General features: G+C 40.2%; 19 protein-coding genes. 7 read left to right on the forward strand and 12 right to left on the reverse strand.

Annotated features, from left to right (window positions below; translation table 11 throughout):
- Positions 1-14: 14 nt before the first annotated feature.
- From AACM45_RS12095 to AACM45_RS12115, 5 genes are all read right to left on the reverse strand, one after another.
- Positions 15-524, reverse strand: a complete 510-nt coding sequence (locus AACM45_RS12095; RefSeq protein ID WP_339142970.1) for a rod shape-determining protein MreD — start codon at positions 522-524, stop codon at positions 15-17.
- Positions 514-1,329, reverse strand: a complete 816-nt coding sequence (gene mreC, locus AACM45_RS12100) for a rod shape-determining protein MreC (protein ID WP_339142971.1) — start codon at positions 1,327-1,329, stop codon at positions 514-516. The genes AACM45_RS12095 and mreC overlap by 11 nt, the downstream gene beginning before the upstream one ends.
- A gap of 42 nt (positions 1,330-1,371) precedes the next feature.
- Complete coding sequence (locus tag AACM45_RS12105; RefSeq protein WP_339142972.1) at positions 1,372-2,400, reverse strand: rod shape-determining protein; 1,029 nt, start codon at positions 2,398-2,400, stop codon at positions 1,372-1,374.
- Positions 2,401-2,454: 54 nt separating this feature from the next.
- Entirely contained in the window at positions 2,455-3,987 is a 1,533-nt protein-coding gene (gene purH, locus AACM45_RS12110; protein WP_339142973.1) for a bifunctional phosphoribosylaminoimidazolecarboxamide formyltransferase/IMP cyclohydrolase, read from the reverse strand.
- A gap of 89 nt (positions 3,988-4,076) precedes the next feature.
- Complete coding sequence (locus tag AACM45_RS12115; RefSeq protein WP_339142974.1) at positions 4,077-4,529, reverse strand: GAF domain-containing protein; 453 nt, start codon at positions 4,527-4,529, stop codon at positions 4,077-4,079.
- 131 nt (positions 4,530-4,660) lie between these two features.
- Between AACM45_RS12115 and AACM45_RS12120 the strand changes: the two genes are divergently transcribed.
- The 5 genes from AACM45_RS12120 (at position 4,661) to AACM45_RS12140 (ending at position 9,449) form a co-directional block, all read left to right on the forward strand.
- A complete protein-coding gene (locus tag AACM45_RS12120; protein WP_339142976.1) occupies positions 4,661-5,068 on the forward strand; it encodes an HYC_CC_PP family protein in 408 nt (135 codons plus the stop codon).
- Between the two features lie 77 nt (positions 5,069-5,145).
- Entirely contained in the window at positions 5,146-7,380 is a 2,235-nt protein-coding gene (locus AACM45_RS12125) for a TonB-dependent receptor plug domain-containing protein (RefSeq protein WP_339142978.1), read from the forward strand.
- A 20-nt stretch (positions 7,381-7,400) separates the two neighbouring features.
- The gene (locus tag AACM45_RS12130; protein WP_339142980.1) at positions 7,401-7,760 is read left to right on the forward strand and encodes a heavy-metal-associated domain-containing protein; all 360 of its coding nucleotides are present in this window, start codon (positions 7,401-7,403) and stop codon (positions 7,758-7,760) included.
- A 2-nt stretch (positions 7,761-7,762) separates the two neighbouring features.
- Complete coding sequence (locus AACM45_RS12135; protein WP_339142981.1) at positions 7,763-8,485, forward strand: heavy-metal-associated domain-containing protein; 723 nt, start codon at positions 7,763-7,765, stop codon at positions 8,483-8,485.
- 262 nt (positions 8,486-8,747) lie between these two features.
- Complete coding sequence (locus AACM45_RS12140; RefSeq protein ID WP_339142982.1) at positions 8,748-9,449, forward strand: PepSY domain-containing protein; 702 nt, start codon at positions 8,748-8,750, stop codon at positions 9,447-9,449.
- 101 nt (positions 9,450-9,550) lie between these two features.
- Here AACM45_RS12140 and groL read toward each other — a convergent pair whose 3' ends face one another.
- From groL to miaB, 7 genes are all read right to left on the reverse strand, one after another.
- On the reverse strand, positions 9,551-11,185 hold the full coding sequence (gene groL, locus AACM45_RS12145; protein WP_339142983.1) for a chaperonin GroEL: 1,635 nt from the start codon (positions 11,183-11,185) through the stop codon (positions 9,551-9,553).
- Between the two features lie 96 nt (positions 11,186-11,281).
- Positions 11,282-11,560 carry a co-chaperone GroES gene (locus tag AACM45_RS12150; RefSeq protein WP_339142985.1) on the reverse strand — a complete coding sequence of 93 codons (279 nt, stop codon included), beginning with the start codon at positions 11,558-11,560 and terminating at the stop codon, positions 11,282-11,284.
- A 147-nt stretch (positions 11,561-11,707) separates the two neighbouring features.
- Entirely contained in the window at positions 11,708-12,076 is a 369-nt protein-coding gene (gene secG / locus AACM45_RS12155) for a preprotein translocase subunit SecG (protein WP_339142986.1), read from the reverse strand.
- A 3-nt stretch (positions 12,077-12,079) separates the two neighbouring features.
- The gene (locus AACM45_RS12160; RefSeq protein ID WP_339142987.1) at positions 12,080-12,934 is read right to left on the reverse strand and encodes a hypothetical protein; all 855 of its coding nucleotides are present in this window, start codon (positions 12,932-12,934) and stop codon (positions 12,080-12,082) included.
- A gap of 2 nt (positions 12,935-12,936) precedes the next feature.
- Positions 12,937-13,455: an LptE family protein gene (locus AACM45_RS12165; RefSeq protein WP_339142988.1), complete on the reverse strand. Its 519-nt coding sequence runs from the start codon at positions 13,453-13,455 to the stop codon at positions 12,937-12,939.
- A gap of 22 nt (positions 13,456-13,477) precedes the next feature.
- Positions 13,478-14,749 (reverse strand): sigma-54 interaction domain-containing protein, encoded by a 1,272-nt coding sequence (locus tag AACM45_RS12170; RefSeq protein WP_339142990.1) that lies wholly within the window; start codon positions 14,747-14,749, stop codon positions 13,478-13,480.
- Positions 14,750-14,752: 3 nt separating this feature from the next.
- Positions 14,753-16,216, reverse strand: a complete 1,464-nt coding sequence (gene miaB / locus AACM45_RS12175) for a tRNA (N6-isopentenyl adenosine(37)-C2)-methylthiotransferase MiaB (protein ID WP_339142992.1) — start codon at positions 16,214-16,216, stop codon at positions 14,753-14,755.
- Positions 16,217-16,445: 229 nt separating this feature from the next.
- On the opposite strand from miaB, the gene AACM45_RS12180 reads away from it, so the two are divergent.
- Both AACM45_RS12180 and AACM45_RS12185 read left to right on the forward strand, forming a co-directional pair.
- Entirely contained in the window at positions 16,446-17,693 is a 1,248-nt protein-coding gene (locus AACM45_RS12180) for an LVIVD repeat-containing protein (RefSeq protein ID WP_339142994.1), read from the forward strand.
- Between the two features lies 1 nt (position 17,694).
- The gene (locus tag AACM45_RS12185; RefSeq protein ID WP_339142996.1) at positions 17,695-18,234 is read left to right on the forward strand and encodes a BPTI/Kunitz domain-containing protein; all 540 of its coding nucleotides are present in this window, start codon (positions 17,695-17,697) and stop codon (positions 18,232-18,234) included.
- The last annotated feature ends 8 nt before the right edge of the window (positions 18,235-18,242 follow it).

Below are 18,242 nucleotides of genomic sequence, written 5' to 3' on the forward strand. Positions count from 1 at the left end.
TTGATTGTGACGTATTAATCATTTTCTTTTGCAAAGAGGGAGGTTAGCAGTATACAGATTAAAAACGTTGAAAAGCTGGTAAAAAGTATTTTTTTCAAAATTAATAGTATGTGGGCAAAACTCCATATTTCCAACGAAAAGAATAGCACATGTTGTATCAATATTAACAAAAACAAAAAGGTTATGCGCTGTAGTCGGGTAGCATTCTTAAATGTGAAGGCTTGAAAGTCAAAATTTGCCCCAAAACAAAATCGCATTAAAAAAGGTCTTACATAGGCAAGGGTTATGGAGACAATGGCATGAAGTGCAAGTGTATCTGAAAAGATATCTATGAAAAGACCTAGCAGAAAACTTACCGTAATGAAAGCGGCCCTATTTTCCCTGATGGGATACCAATAGAAAAAAAGTACGTAGACCAACGGGTTGATATAACCAAAAAAGTTCAAATTATTGAATATCAATACCTGCACGAGTATCAAGAGCACAAAACGAACAATGGTGACAATAATCGGATTACTCAGCATTAAGGATTGTTTTTTCCAATTCCAGAACTTCCTTACGGTTTTTGTTTTTTACGATATAGATATTTTTGAGGTTGGCCATATTATTGAATAGGGTCACATCAATATTATAACTACTCTGTGCCTGATTCAGATTGTATTTTTTAATTACCCCGATGGGTATGTTTTCTGGAAAAATACTTGACATGGAACCTGTTACAATGGTATCACCAACAGTCAAGGGAACCAATCGCGGAATATCAATGAGTTGCACAACATTGAAGTTTTTCGCATCCCATTTTAATGAACCGAAATAGTTGGTATTTTTTATTTTGGCATTGATCGTGGATTTGGTATTTAAAATACTTTGGACGGTTGCAAAGTTGGCAGAAGTATTTTCAACAATACCCAATATACCTTTTGTTGTAATTACGCCCATATCTTGTGAAATACCATCTTTGTCCCCTTTGTCGATGGTGATATAGTTGCGTGGCGAAGCGTAACTGTTCTTTACGATCCTGGCATGTACTACTTCAAAATCAACCCTAAGGTATTTAATGGAGTCACTGATAGTGGAGGTATTGAAAAGTTGGTTTCGTAATTTTTCATTTTCTTCAGATAGCCTTTGATTTTCCTCTTCTAAATTGAAGTAAGAGGTAATATTGGATGAGACATTATAGACAGATCCCGTGAACCATTTTGAAGAGTTGAAAAAGTACGATTGATGGTAAGAGTGTGAACGTATGGTAAACGTCAACGAAACGATAAGCAAGAAGAAATAAAGAACTGAATTCCTATAATTAAGAATAAAATTGATAATCCGTTGCATTCAATTTTATTAAATGAATTGTACCCTATAAAACTACTTCCGCTACTTGATCAAGATATTTTTATAGCGCTCTAAATTTTTAAGTGCAATACCCGTTCCGCGCACAACGGCCCTAAGGGGGTCTTCGGCAATATAGACCGGCAAATCGGTTTTTTGCGATAGTCTTTTATCAAGCCCTCTTAACATAGACCCACCACCCGCTAGGTAAATACCGGTATTATAAATATCGGCTGCTAATTCTGGTGGGGTTTGTGATAAGGTTTCCATAACGGCATCTTCAACACGTAAAATACTCTTGTCCAATGCTTTTGCAATTTCTCGATAAGAGACATGGACTTGTTTTGGTTTCCCTGTCAATAAATCACGACCTTGAATGGATTTGTCGTCAGGGGGCGATTGTAAATCTTCAGTTGCCGAACCTATCTCGATTTTTATGGCCTCGGCCGTGGTTTCACCCACATATAAATTATGCTGGGTACGCATGTAATAGATGATATCATTGGTGAAAACGTCACCTGCAATTTTAACCGATTTATCACAAACGATTCCACCCAGTGCGATGACGGCAATCTCAGTTGTACCACCACCAATATCTACGATCATGTTGCCTTTTGGTTGCATGATATCCAGCCCGATTCCAATCGCGGCGGCCATAGGTTCGTGTATCAAATAAACCTCTTTGCCATTTACGCGTTCCGCTGATTCCCGAACCGCCCGCATCTCAACCTCTGTAATACCTGAGGGAATACAGATGACCATTCGAAGCGCAGGGGGAAACCATTTTTTCTTTAAGGCGGGTATGTTCTTGATGAACATGTTGATCATCTTTTCAGAGGCATCAAAATCAGCAATTACCCCGTCTTTTAGCGGACGTATCGTTTTTATGTTCTCATGGGTCTTACCTTGCATCATGTTGGCTTCTTTGCCAACAGCGATTATTTTTCCAGAGACCCGATCACGTGCCACGATAGAAGGACTATCCACTACGACCTTGTCTAAGTGGATAATAAGGGTGTTTGCCGTACCAAGGTCAATTGCAATTTCCTCGGTCATGAAATCAAAAAAGCCCATATAAAGTTTAAATTATCGGTTTAATGGTAAAATTTACCGGCAAAAGTAGTGAAATTAATGCTTAAAATGACGTGTGCCGGTCATTACCATAGCCATGTCATTTTCATCACAATAATCAATGCTCAATTGATCTTTAATGGAACCACCGGGTTGTATGACACTTGTTATTCCGGCCTTATGTGCTATTTCGACACAGTCGGGAAATGGAAAAAACGCATCGCTTGCCATAACGGCGCCATTCAAATCGAAATTGAACGTACCTGCCTTATGGATTGCTTGATTTAATGCATCAACACGTGATGTCTGCCCTGTTCCACTGGCACAGAGTTGCCTGTTTTTTGCCAATACAATGGTATTTGACTTAGTGTGCTTGCACAATTTAGAGGCGAACAATAGGTCTTCCAATTCTTGATTGGAAGGTTTTTTTCGTGTAGCATGGGTCAAATCTTCCTCGGTATCGGTCTTGAAGTCTTTATCTTGGACCAAAACGCCGTTCAAACAGGTGCGTACCAATGTTTTCGGAAGTTCGACCTCATTTTGTGTCAATATGATGCGGTTTTTCTTGCCCTTTAAAGTGTTCAACGCCTCATCTGAATAACTTGGTGCAATCACTACCTCGCAAAAAAGTTTATGGATTTCCGCTGCCGTGGCCGCGTCAATTTCTACATTCGAAATCAAGATTCCCCCAAAGGCGGATACTGGATCGCCTGCCAAAGCATCTACATAAGCTTGATGAATGGTGTTGCGTTGTGCCAGACCACAGGCATTATTATGTTTCAAGATTGCAAATGTGGGCGCCTCACCTTTGAATTCATTCATAAGCAGAACGGCTGCATCAACATCCAAAAGGTTGTTGTATGAAAGCTCTTTACCATGTAGTTTGGTAAACATGGCTTCAAAATCGCCAAAAAAGAATCCTTTTTGATGTGGATTTTCACCATACCGCAATACATTACCTTTAAGTTCACTGATTTTTAAAACAGCTTCCCCATGATTTTGATTGAAATAATTGAAGATAGCCGTATCGTAATGCGACGAAACATTGAAGGCTTTGGCGGCAAAACGTTTACGATCTTCAAGGGTGGTTTCTCCATTTCCCCCTGAAATTACATTCAAGAAATCTGAATAATCCTCCATAGAAGAGACACAAAGCACATCCTTATAATTTTTGGCTGCAGCGCGAATCAAAGAGATGCCCCCAATATCGATCTTTTCGATGATATCTTGTTCTGAGGCGCCACTGGCCACCGTTTTTTCAAAAGGATAGAGGTCTACGATGACAATATCCAATTGTGGAATTTCAAACTCTTCCATTTGGGCAATATCACCATTGTGGTCTTGCCGATTTAAAATTCCCCCGAATACTTTCGGATGAAGGGTTTTGACCCTGCCACCCAGTATGGAAGGATAGCTGGTAACGTCTTCTACAGGTACGACATCAATACCAAGGTCTTTAATGAACTTTTCCGTTCCCCCGGTAGAATAAATGGTGATGCCCAATTCGTCAAACTTTCTCACGATTGGTTCTAAACCATCTTTGTGAAAAACTGAAATAAGGGCTGAAGATGCTTTTTTAGTGGTGCTCATACGTGTATTGCTGCAAAAAAATTAAGTTTCAAAAGTACTTTTTTTCAGGGCACCAACGCATTTGGGTTATTAACAAAAACTTAAAAGTTTTAAAGAATCCCGGCCACCTGCTGATTTACGAATTCTAAAAAAAGTTCGTCTTCTTTTGAAAATGGATCAGGCGTATCAGAATCAATATCGATTTGCCCGATGTTTTCCCCATTTTTAAACATTGGCACCACAATCTCTGACTTAACGGTAATACTACAAGCGATATAATTATCTTGGGCCTCCACATCGGGTACGACAAAGTTCTCGTTGCTTTCCGCAACTTGGCCACAAATGCCTTTTCCGAATGGGATTATGGTATGGTCTGTTGGTGCGCCCGCATAGGGTCCTAATTTCAACTCACGTTTTTCCCCGTTTTTAAAATAAAAACCAACCCAATTGTAATAAGGTATTTCATTACGCAGTAAATCACAGATCAATTGCATTTTTTGGGTAGAACCAAATGATTCATCCTGAACTATAGTGGTGACTTTTGACTTTAAGCTACTAAACATCTTAACTTATTTTGCTTTGGGAAAGTAAAAGTCGATGAAATGCGAAAATCTTACAAATCGGTTTTTATAAATTTAGGTTAACTATTTGAATAAGTTACAGTTGAAAAATCACGTTTTGTTATCTTTGTATTGTGAAAAAGGTTTTTCAGAAAATTGGCTCTACAACAATGGCTTTGCTATTGTTGCTTTCAACGGTTTCATGGACGGTTGAAAAGCATTTTTGTATGGGCCGTTTAATGGATGTTTCTTTTTTCATGGATGCTGAAGATTGCGGTATGGAGGCTGCTGTAATGCTTATAGGGGATGAAGAAGGGAATCATTGTTGTGATGATGAGTCTTTTACCTTAGAGGGCCAAGATGATTTGAAGTTGAACTGGAACGACATCGACTTGGATCAGCAATACTTTTTAACGGTCTTCACAAACTCTTACCTTAGTCTTTTTGCAAAACCTTTAAAACCTTCTTTTGAGGGATTCGATTACCCACCACCCATACTGGTCAGGGATATACAACTGCTCGGTCAGGTCTTTCTTATTTGATTTAAAATTAAACTTGATGCCCCTTAAACGGTTAAAGAAACCGTGGGATACAATTTTAATTTTAAATCTAATTCTTAATGAAAACTAATTTTTGGCTCCTTGTCATCTTTTTGATAAGCAGCTTTTCCATAAAGGCACAAAACGAAGTAACAGGTTTAGTGATGGAAGCCAATTCCGAAAACCCACTAAACGGTGCCAATGTGTATTGGTTGAATTCTCCTATTGGAACTATTACCAAAAAAAACGGCGTGTTTTCAATTCCGTTTGAGAGTAAGTACAATAAACTGGTAATAAGTTATATAGGTTTTACAACCGATACGCTGACAATAACGGAGCCTACGGAAATCAAGCATTGGCTGAAACCTGAGAATCAATTGGATGAGGTGATAGTGGAGCAAAAGCGTGAGGCCGTGCAGAAAACTTTTTTCGCCGCACAGAATGTGGTAACCGTCAATAGTGCCGAATTGTTGAAGGCGGCTTGCTGTAACCTATCTGAAAGTTTTGAGACCAATCCCGCCATAGATGTCAATTTCAATGATGCCCTTACCGGAACCAAGCAAATTCAAATGTTGGGCCTCACAAGCCCCTATTTGTTGATTACCCAAGAGAACATCCCAATGGTACGGGGTGCCTCTCAGACTTATGGACTGACGTTCACCCCGGGTACTTGGGTAGAGAGCATCCAGATTACCAAAGGGGCAGGTAGTGTAGTCAATGGTTATGAAAGTATTTCAGGGCAAATCAATACGGAATTGGTAAAACCTTTGACTGACAATCCTCTTTTTATCAATGCTTATGGTAACAGAAATGGTAGATTGGAACTCAATGCCCATATCAACCAAAGACTTTCCGACAAATGGAGTACGGGGCTATATCTTCATGGTAATGATAGGAGTTTTGAAATTGATAATAATGACGATGGATTTTTAGATGCACCTTTGGCTACCCAAATCAACATTCAAAATCGTTGGCAGTATCAAAATCCAGAAAAAGGATGGGTCAGTTTTTTTAATGTTCGTTTTTTGAATGATGAAAAACAGGTGGGTCAAACCGATTTTGACCCAGATACCGATAGATTTACCACAAACGTCTGGGGCAGTGAAATCGATACCAAACGCTTCGATTCATCATTAAAGTTGGGTTACGTATTTCCTGAGTTGCCCTATCAAAGTTTCGGATTTCAGGCATCGTATAGTAAGCATCAACAAGATTCGTTTTATGGTTTTAATGTGTATGATATTAATCATACCAGTATCTATTCCAATTTAATTTTCAATTCAATACTGGGGAACACACAGAACAAATTCAAAACCGGAATTACGGTTGCTTATGACGCATATGAAGAACTGGTGAATGACCAAGACTTTGAACGGGTCGATAGATCCATAGGCACTTTTTTTGAATATAGTTATGATGACCTAGATAAGGTTAGCTTGACTGCCGGGCTTCGATTTGACACCCATAATCGTTTGGGTAATTTTTTTACGCCCAGATTGCATATTCGCTATACCCCTTGGGAAAGGGGCAGCCTCAGGGGTTCATTTGGTATTGGTAGAAGGGCTGCCAATATTTTTGCCGAGAACCAACGCTTATTTGCATCTTCAAGAACCATACAGTTGATAGGCAATGGAGGTGAGGTTTATGGATTTGATGGTGAAAAAGCACTTAATTTCGGTTTTAGTTTCATACAAGGATTTACACTTTTTGAGCGTTCTGGAAATGTATCACTTGATTTTTACCGTACCGATTTTGAGAATCAAGTAGTGGTTGATTGGGAAAACCCAAGAGCGGTTCGTTTTTCAAATCTTGAGGGGCAAAGTTATGCCAACAGTCTTCAAATCGAATTGAATTATGAGGTATTGCCGCAATTGGAACTGCGGACGGCATATAAGTTTTACGATGTAAAAACAGACTATCAAACTGGCTTGCTGCAACAGCCATTACAGGCGAGAAATCGGTATTTTCTTAATCTGGGGTACAATACCGTTCAAAAAGAAAACGGTTCGCAATGGCGATTTGATTATACCTTGCACACGTTGGGCGAACAACGTCTGCCAAGTACCGAGGTTAATCCCGTTGAATTTCAATTAGGGGATTTTGTACAAGGCTATAGCCTGATGAACACCCAAATTACAAGGGTTTTCTCTAAAAAGTTTGAAGTATATCTGGGTGGGGAGAATTTGACTAATTTTAGACAAGATAATCCTGTTCTGGCGGCGAATGATCCATTTGGCCCAAACTTTGATACCACCATTGTGTATGCCCCAGTTCTGGGGACAATGGTTTATGCGGGATTCCGATTTAAATCTTAATAAATAAAAACAGAAAACAAATGAAAAATAATGTATTCATAGTGATAGTGGCAATGCTAATATCAAGTCTTTCTTTTGCACAAGACAAGAATAAGAAAATGACCTTTGAGGTTGATGGTAAATGTGAAATGTGCAAAATGCGTATAGAAAAAGCTGCATTGGGTGTTTCAGGGGTAAAATACGCGGTTTGGGACATACCTACACATGAACTTTCATTGATACTTGATGAGCGAAAAACCAATGCCATGGCCATCAAATCGGCCATCGCCGAAGTAGGTCATGATTCAAAGGAATTAAAGGCGACCAAAGAAGCTTACGATAACGTGCATCCTTGCTGTAAATACCGAGACGACAATACAGACGATAGCGACAAGCATTGATCGTGAAATATAAGTACCATATCACTGGAATGACCTGTAGTGGCTGTGCGGCAGCTGTTCAAGGGAAACTTGCCAAGGTCATTGGGGTCGAGAATGTGGTTGTCGATTTGCAACGGGCAGAGGCGGAAATCGAGGCACAAGAAGCACTTTCCCTTTCTGAATTACGAAAGGCCCTCCCTGATAAATATCGAATTGATGTAAAGAAAGGTCATGTAACTGATAGTGTTCATGAGGTTGCGGACCAAAAATCAAAGTGGGTGCAGTTGCGCCCACTTTTCTTGATTTTTACTTATCTGTTCGTGGCTGTTTTTCTACTAAACTATCAAGATTGGAACAGTAATGCAGCTATGCTTGATTTCATGGGGCTTTTCTATATCGTTTTTAGTTTTTTTAAGTTTCTTGATTTAAAAGGATTTCCAGAAAGTTTTAGAATGTATGACCCTCTGGCAAGGGCGATACCCGTTTATGGATGGATTTATCCGTTTTTAGAATTGACACTCGGTTTGTTGTTTTTAATGCGCTTTCAAATACGTGTGGCATTGGTGGTTACGGTTGTTATTCTAGGTATGACCACTTTTGGGGTTGTGCGCACCTTGTTGGATAAAAAACAAATTCGTTGTGCTTGTTTAGGTACGGCCTTGCAATTGCCGATGACCGAAGCTACTTTTATTGAAAATACCATCATGCTGGTAATGGCATTCGTGATGATTGTTCAGTATTTTTGATAAAATAACGTAAGTTCGACGCAACAGTAGATCCAAAAGAGAATAAATGTCAACAAAAATAGACAGTTGTCATCCCGAACGTGTCACACTGAGCGCAGTCGAAGTGCAGTCGAGGGCTTGAAAGAATGTACATTTAAAGAGAGGTTTCGACGGAGCCTGTCTTGAGCGAAGTCGAAAGGCTCAACCTGACATAAGTCTATAAATCGCGAGAAACCAAATAAGTGACAGGTTTCTTACGTCGAACTCACGTTAAAATAGCTCGATGACAAATAGAAAAACCGCGCTAAAAATTCGAAAAGTCCACCGATATCTAGGACTTTTTCTTGGGATTCAATTTTTACTTTGGACCATAAGTGGCCTGTATTTTAGTTGGACGGATCTCGATGAAATCCATGGTGATCATTTTAAGAAGTTACCACCTGAGCAAACCTCGTTTACCAATTTATTGGAAACGGCCCAGTTGAATGGGGTAGATGCCATTCGGTCATTAGAACTTATCGCAATCGCTGGCAGACCCTATTATTGGGTAAACAACAACCTGCTGTTTGACGCAAATACAGGCGTGTTGAAAAAAACGGTCACTTCAAAAGAGGCCTTGGCCGTCGCCAGTAACCATATGAAATCAATGCTTGAGGTAAGTGGAATTAGGCGAATTGACAGTGTTGGTCCGCACCACGAATATCGAGGTAGACCACTACCTGCTTATGAAATTTCTTATGAATCATCTGAAAACATCAAAGCGTACGTAGCATTGCGAAATGGGGCTTTTCAAACCGTTCGGCATCGTGATTGGCGTTGGTTTGATTTTTTATGGATGACCCATACCATGGATTATCAGGGGCGCGACAACTTCAATACCGTATTGTTACGCGTTTTCAGTTTTATGGGCCTATTGACCGTTCTTAGTGGTTTTACCCTTTGGTTCGTAAGTTCACCCAGTTTGAGAAAACGATTTAAAAAGTAAAACCGTCCTTGGTTTACCAAGGACGGTTTATTTTATAACTATATACTAAATGTAGTGTAATCCGCGACTAAACTAAATATTTAGCCTGTGGCGGCTTGCCACTACATCATGCCCGGCATTCCGCCTCCGCCGCCCATTGGTGGCATTGCAGGGGCATCTTCTTTGATGTCGGTCAGGGCACATTCGGTAGTCAAGATCATTCCTGAAACAGAAGCAGCATTCTCTAAAGCAACACGTGTCACCTTTTTAGGATCGATGATTCCCGCCTTCATCATTTCAACAAATTTATCAGATTTGGCATCATAGCCATAATCTCCTTTTCCTTCCAAGATCTTGGCAACTACAACGGATCCTTCGCCACCGGCGTTTTCAACAATGGTTCGTAGCGGTGCTTCAATGGCACGTGCCACAATTTGTAAACCTGTAGCTTCGTCTTCATTTTCAGTAGCAACTTTTGATAATACTGATTTTGCCCTTACCAAGGCAACACCCCCACCTGCTACGATACCTTCTTCAACAGCGGCTCTCGTTGCATGTAGTGCATCATCAACACGGTCTTTCTTCTCTTTCATTTCTACCTCTGATGCGGCACCAACATAAAGTACGGCTACACCTCCTGCAAGTTTTGCAAGACGCTCTTGTAGTTTTTCTTTATCATAATCAGAAGTCGTGCTTTCAATCTGCGATTTGATTTGGTTTACCCTAGTCTTGATGTTTTTGGCTGCACCAGCACCATTGACGATTGTAGTATTGTCTTTGTCGATGGTAACGCGCTCCGTTGTACCTAACATATCGATAGTCGCGGTTTCTAAAGAGAATCCCCTTTCCTCAGAAATTACGGTACCATTGGTCAAAATGGCAATATCTTCCAACATTGCTTTTCTACGGTCACCAAAACCTGGGGCCTTTACCGCAGCTATTTTCAATGAACCTCTTAATTTGTTCACCACTAAGGTCGCCAGCGCCTCACCGTCAACATCTTCAGCGATGATCAATAAGGGTTTTCCTGATTGCGCAACTGGCTCAAGTACCGGCAATAAATCCTTCATTGAAGAGATTTTCTTATCAAATAAAAGGATGTATGGATTTTCTAAATCAGCGATCATCTTTTCAGAATCGGTCACAAAGTATGGGGAAAGATAGCCTCTGTCAAATTGCATACCTTCAACTACGTCAACATAGGTATCTGTACCTTTTGCCTCTTCAACAGTAATAACCCCTTCTTTGCCAACCTTGTCAAACGCCTGGGCGATTAAATCACCGATGGTTTCGTCATTATTGGCAGAGATGGCGGCAACTTGTTTTATTTTGTCGCTGGAATCCCCAACTTTCTTAGACTGTTTTGATAAATTTTCAACAATAGCTTCAACAGCCTTGTCAATACCTCTTTTTAAATCCATTGGGTTTGCACCAGCGGCAACATTCTTTAAACCTTCTTTTACGATAGCTTGAGCAAGTACGGTAGCAGTCGTTGTACCATCACCAGCCAAATCATTGGTTTTCGAAGCTACTTCTTTGACCATTTGCGCACCCATATTTTCTAAGGCGTCGGCCAATTCTATTTCCTTTGCAACGGTAACACCATCTTTGGTTACTTGGGGGGCGCCAAATGATTTGCTGATAATTACGTTTCTACCTTTTGGGCCTAAGGTTACTTTTACTGCATTTGCCAATGCGTCAACGCCTTTTTTTAAGCCATCTCTTGCGTCAACATCAAATTGAATATCTTTTGCCATGATTTTATTTTTTGTCCTTCCGTAGGGATAGGATTCTATGATTAATTTTTAGTAGTGAATTTTAAATTTTTTTTGATTGAAAATCACAGACACTATTTATACAATAGCAAAAATGTCACTTTCACGCATGATCAAATAGTCTGTGCCTTCTAATTTTAATTCGGTGCCAGCATATTTGCCATACAAAACGGAATCACCGACTTTTACGGTCATATTTTCTTCTTTAGTACCTGGCCCAACTGCCACTACTTTGCCTTTTTGTGGTTTTTCTTTTGCAGTGTCAGGGATGATAATGCCAGAAGCAGTTTTGGTTTCAGCAGCCATAGGTTCAATTAGAACTCTGTCTGCCAATGGTTTAATGTTCACTTTAGCCATTTTTATAAAATTTTAGGTATTAGTTTATAAATCTTTGTTGTATTTGACAGAAATTATGCCATTGCTTAAAAACTGCCATTATGTAAAACAAAAATGCCAGCTTGTCATTAAAGCTGGCATTTTTGTTTTATTCCTTAAAAATTATTTCTACTGAATCGTATCCAATGGATCATTACCATCTGTGGTCGGAGTCTGTTCAGGGACTGCTTCGGGTACTGTTTCAGGTATGGTGTTTTCAATATCGTCACCTTGCAATAACTTCGAATCAGCACTTCCGTAATTACCTTTTAAGGCAACATTTGAAAGTAATATCAAAACTATTAATAGGGCTGCCAAGGTCCAGGTACTTTTATCAAGAAAATCCCCAGTTTTTTTGACACCGCCTACAACTTGGTTGCCGCCACCGCCAAATGAGGATGACAAACCGCCACCTTTTGGGTTTTGAACCATAATCACGAGAACCAACAATAGGCATACTGCGATTATTAAAACTAAAAATATGGTAAACGTACTCATTTGTTATTCGTTTTCTTTCTGCAATTTCTTTACCTTCCGAATTCGGTCTGCAAATAAACCACTTTTTTCTGGATATTTCAAACTCAAAATTTTGTAGGCCTGAATAGCTTTCTTGTACTTTTTCTGCTCTAGATAAACTTGGGCCAAGGTTTCTGTCATCAATTGGTTTTGATCGATTTTGACTGATTCCTTAATGTTGATTTTAGGTGCTTTGTCGTCTTTCGGGATTATCTTGGGTTTACTTTCGATAAACTTGTCAAGTAGCTCAAATTTCTTCTTCTTTTCCGCTTCTGATTTATCCCTTTTTATAGGCTGTTGTGACGCCAACTGCAACCATTCATTAAAAGAATGTCTTTCACTTTTGGTAAAAGGCAGTGGTTTACCAATATTTAGTCCATTGGCGGTGTCATCGTCGGTCAGGTCTTGCTTTGATTCGAACAGCGCAGGATCTAAAATTTGTTCTGCATCTTTAATATTTTGGGGTAAGGGGCTCTGTTCCTCCTTTTCCCCTAAGATCGTCGTAGTATCGGGGTTGGCCGTAATTTCCTCAGCTATGGTATGGGTCTCTTCAAGGGGGGCACTTCGCCCTAAAATACTATTGGCAATTTCATCTTGGTCAAAATCCTTTGAGGTAATAAAATCAAATAGTACCTCTCTATCAGCGGTGTAGGCCGCAGTAGTCTTTAAGGCATTGTTGTATTTGTAGCTGTCAAGGTTTTTAAGTCCTTTTAAATGGAGTGCCCGTGCCGATTGAAAGTAGGGATATTCTTCTAGTATGCCTTCTAGCTCCCTTGTTTGTTTGGGAGAAAGAATCGTGTTCGGATTTTGAAGAATATGTATGAAATCGGTCACGTTCATAATTACCAATCGGCTAAGGATGCGTTAAAAATATCTTGTGTAATCCTATCGAAAAGGGCTTCATGGGCTTCACTTTTCACACTCTCCAGCAATTGGGTCCCCGGAAAATCAAAGAAGAAGGAAAAGCGTTTCTCAAAGTCGGAATCCTCTTTTGTGGTATTGTAAAAGCGAACGTTTACGCTCATGGTAAGGCGGTTCTGTGCGGCGGTTTGATTGGCGGTCGCTGACATGGGTGATACCCTGTACTCTACGATTTCGCCCTCATATATCAAGTCGCCATTGTTTCCCGTAAGGTTTAAACTGGTAAGATTGGTGATCAGATTTTGTAAGGCATTGGTAAAATCGCGATCTAACTGGGGTTCAATAGTAGATCCCGGCGACTGATCTGCATAATTCTGAAAAAAGTTTACCTGAAAACTTTGGGCAGTACCCGTACTTGCACCCGAGAAGTTATAGGCACCGCATCCACTGAGTAGTAATGCAGAAGTCAAGATAATGGTGGAATACAATTTTTTCTTCATAAATGGTATGCTTGAATACGCTTTAAAGATCATACTGTTTGATTTTTCGATATAGTGTACGTTCAGAGATGCCTAATTCTGAAGCAGCGGCTTTTCGCTTACCCCTATTACGCTCCAATGATTTTTTGATGAGTTCGATTTCTTTTTGTTGTAGTGATAAGGTTTCTTCTTCTTGTATCTCTTCAGCAAAATGATATCTATCTTCTTGAACTGGGCTGCTGGGGGGGGTATTTTCAATAAGAGGTTCGGGTAATTGCAGCACTTCGGCTACTTCGTTCTGTTCAGGGGTGCGATGGTCATCTTTATTGCCGTAGATTTTGCGAATCAGTGTCTCATTCTCTTCCTGTACTTTTTCCGCATCATTGTTTTGTAAAAGTTCAAGTGTTAGTTTCTTCAGATCATTTAAGTCACTTTTCATGTCGAAAAGCACTTTATATAGTATTTCACGTTCGTTGCTAAAATCACTTTCTTTTTTATTGGAACCAACAACGGCAGGTAGATTGGTGGTCATCGAGTTGGGTAGGTACCCATGAAGCGTTGCCGCCGAAACCTCCCTTTTCCCTTCCAAAACCGAGATTTGTTCCGCAATATTCCTTAGTTGTCTAATATTTCCGGGCCAGCGATATTTTAATAAAAGATCGACGGCCTCGGGCGACAGTCTTATCGTTGGCATTTTGTATTTCTGTCCAAAATCGGAAGCGAATTTCCGAAATAACAGATGAATATCATCCTTGCGTTCCCGAAGGGGTGGAATATTGATTTCCACTGTGCTGAGGCGGTAGTATAGATCTTCTCGAAATTTTTCTTTTTTAATAGCCTCGAACATGTTGACATTGGTTGCCGCGACAATTCGTACGTTCGTTTTTTGAACTTGTGATGAGCCCACCTTTAGAAACTCGCCGTTTTCCAAGACCCGCAACAAACGTACTTGGGTCGTTAATGGTAGTTCACCAACTTCATCTAAAAAAATGGTTCCGCCGTCAGCGACTTCAAAATAACCACTTCTTGTTTGGGTAGCCCCGGTAAATGCACCTTTCTCATGTCCAAATAATTCACTGTCTATCGTTCCCTCAGGAATTGCGCCACAGTTTACGGCAATATACTTGGCGTGTTTTCGATGTGATAGGGAGTGGATGATCTTCGGAATGGATTCTTTACCGACACCACTTTCACCGGTAACCAAAACCGAAATATCGGTCGGGGCCACCTGAATGGCTTTTTCAATGGCACGATTCAATTTGCCATCATTACCTATTAGCTCAAAACGTTGTTTTATGGCCTGTATATTCTCCATAAACTAGTTGTTCTTAGAATATTCCATTGCCTCGCCTAGTAACGTGGCCGAGGTGCAATCTTGAATTTTGACCATTACAAAATCACCGACTTTGTAATGTTCTTTCGGAAATACCACTACGGTGTTTTGGGAATTACGACCCATCCAGTGTGCATCGGATTTCTTTGAGGTTCCCTCGATGAGCACTTCTTCGATTTTACCCAGATGTTGTTGGGTTCTATATAGTCCGTGCGCCCGCTGCAAATCAATGATTTCGGTAAGTCTTCTTTTCTTGACTTCGGCAGGCACATCATCCTTTAATTTTCTTGCCGCCAAGGTTCCGGGTCGTTCAGAATAGGCAAACATGAACCCAAAATCATATTTTACATATTCCATCAATGATAGGGTGTCTTGATGGTCTTCTTCCGTTTCAGTCGGAAAGCCGGTAATCATATCTTGGCTTATGGCACAATCGGGAATGATGTTTCGAATATTATCAATGAGTTCAAAATATTCTTCTCGGGTGTGTAAACGATTCATGGCTTTAAGAATACGATTACTTCCGCTTTGAACGGGCAGGTGCATGTAATTGCAGATATTCTCAAATTTTGCCATGGTCTCAATCACATCAAGTGTCATGTCTTGAGGGTTTGATGTAGAAAAACGAATACGCATTTTTGGTTGGGCCAGTGCCGTCATTTCCAACAATTTGGCAAAATTGACCGACGTAGATTTCTGAATTTCAGTCGCGTTGTCAAAGTCCTTTTTTAAACCACCGCCATACCACAGGTAACTGTCTACATTTTGCCCCAACAAAGTGATTTCTTTAAAACCTCGCTCCCATAAATCATTGACCTCATTTATGATGGATTGCGGATCACGGCTTCGTTCCCTGCCCCGGGTAAAAGGTACTACACAGAACGTACACATATTATCGCAGCCCCTTGTAATAGAGACAAAAGCGGTAACTCCGTTTGAATTTAATCGAACGGGGGCCACATCGCCATAGGTCTCATCTTTTGAAAGAATAACGTTTACGGCGTTTCTGCCCTCGTCAATTTCTTGAATGAGGTTGGGAAGGTCCTTGTAGGCATCAGGCCCTACCACCATATCCACAATTTTTTCCTCTTCAAGAAATTTACTTTTTAAACGCTCGGCCATGCAACCAAGAACCCCAACCTTCATGGTCGGATTGATTTTTTTTATGGCGTTGAATTTCTCTAAGCGCTTGCGAACGGTAAGTTCTGCTTTTTCCCGTATAGAACAAGTATTGACCAATACCAAGTCAGCTTCCGCAAGTTCTTGTGTGGTATTGAATCCTTCCTTTGCCAAGATGGAAGCCACAATTTCACTGTCAGAGAAATTCATCTGGCAGCCATAACTTTCAATATATAGCTTACGGGTGTTTTTATCGTCTTCCGTTAAGGCTAACGTAGCACCTTGAACGGTTTCGTCAATTACCTTTTCAGTACCTGTATTAGGCTTCATTCGCATTGATTTAGCATCTGCAAAGATAATGCTTAATACAAAATAGTGACAATTTGACAGTTAAAAATTATGCAAATATCACGCAACTTTGTTTAAGGTATCGTATCCTTTTAAGGAGGTTTGATTAAATAAGGTTAAACATTATTGGGTAATTACCTCACTATTTAAACAACAAAGGATTCCGTTTTTAAGAATCTGTAAAACAACTATCAATCAAAAAACAATCATCATGGAAAAGAGGATTTTAGTACTCATCGCCGTATTCGTAACCATTTTTAGTTCTTGTGATGAAGACCGGAATGAAGAGTTTGCCGATTATTTAGTTGCTAGGCCCTTGGTCATAAGCAGAACAGAATTTGCCAATAGCGTAGACGTCGTTTCGCCTTTGCCAATTAATGAATCAGGAAAAATATATGCCTATCAAGACTATGTTTTTATCAATGACAAATACAAAGGGGTGCATGTCATTGACAATTCGAATCCAGAGTCCCCACAAAAAATAGCGTTTATCAAAATAGTCGGAAATGTTGATATCTCTATAAAAGATGACTTTCTTTTCGCAGATAGTATTACGGATTTGATCATACTTGATATTTCTGATATTACTAACATTGAGCAAGTTAATCGACTTGAAAATGTGTTACTCGGCAATATAATTTTCCCTACCGAGGCACAACTATTTGAATGGGGTACCATCGATCATCAAAATGAAATCATTGTTGGCTGGGAAACCGTTGTGGAGCGCAGAAGAATCGAGGATGTGGCACAACCCGACATTTTTGTTGATGAGGCATTTAACGATGCTGCACCGACAAGTAGTGGAGATACGGGTCAAGGGGGGTCACTTGCACGATTTAAAATTGTCGATGACTATCTGTATGCCGTAGACAGTCATCAGATCAATGTTTTTGAAATTTCAGATTTAGAAAATCCGAAAGACCTTGAAGATGTATTCGCTGGTTTCGATATTGAGACCATATTCAATCGTGGCGAACACTTGTTTTTGGGTAGTATGCGAGGCATGTACATTTACAATATTTCAAATCCGGCCGTCCCTACTTTTGTTTCAGAATTTCAACATGGTACCGCTTGTGACCCTGTGGTCGTTGATGATAATTACGCTTATGTGACCCTTAGGGGTGGTAATTTTTGTGGGGCGACGGAAAGTGGACTTTATATTATAGATATTGCCCAGATCGAAACGCCTGAGTTGAAGGTGATTTATCCGATGGACGAACCATACGGGTTAGGGGTCAAGGGCAATAAACTCTTCGTCTGTGATGGTGCATCTGGGTTGAAGGTTTATGATAAATCAGAAATCCCTGATTTAGAACAGCTGAACCATTTTAAGGATATCGTCACCTTTGATGTGATTCCTCTAGAGGAGCATCTATTGATGGTGGGGGATGAGGTGCTGTATCAATACGAGTATCTGAATGATGAAATTCGATTGATAAGTAGTCTGAATTTAAATTAGTATGAGGTCACTTTATGTTAGTTGCTTTATAGGTTTTTTTGTGTTTTTGAGCGCAGGCTCATGCTTTTCGGATGATACCGAAGTAGAGGACTTGGAAGTGAAGCTCAATGCACTTATTGAGCTTTCGGAAAGCGCGGTATGTGAGGACAGTAGTGAATGGAGCTATGCGGGATTGGGATCAAAGCCTTGTGGTGGACCTACTGATTATATTGCATATTCGCAGCGCATTGATACCATTGACTTTCTAAGTCGATTAGAAGAGTACAACGAAGCTGTTCGCGCCAAGAATGAACGCAAGGGTTTGATTTCGGATTGTGCTGTGGAACCTGCACCATTTGGGGTGCAATGCCAAGATGGAAAGCCGGTTCTAATTTATAGTCATTGCGATTTAGAACCTGCCCCGGGGCCTTGTTTTGCTGCATTTCGCAGATACTATTACGATAGAGAAGAACAAAAATGCAAAGAGTTTATTTGGGGCGGCTGTAACGGCACGGTGCCCTTTGGGACCATGGAAGCGTGTACGGAATGTGAACGTGGTTGATAGTAAAG

Origin of the sequence: Croceitalea sp. MTPC5, assembly GCF_036985505.1 — a bacterium.
Classification (GTDB): domain Bacteria; phylum Bacteroidota; class Bacteroidia; order Flavobacteriales; family Flavobacteriaceae; genus Croceitalea.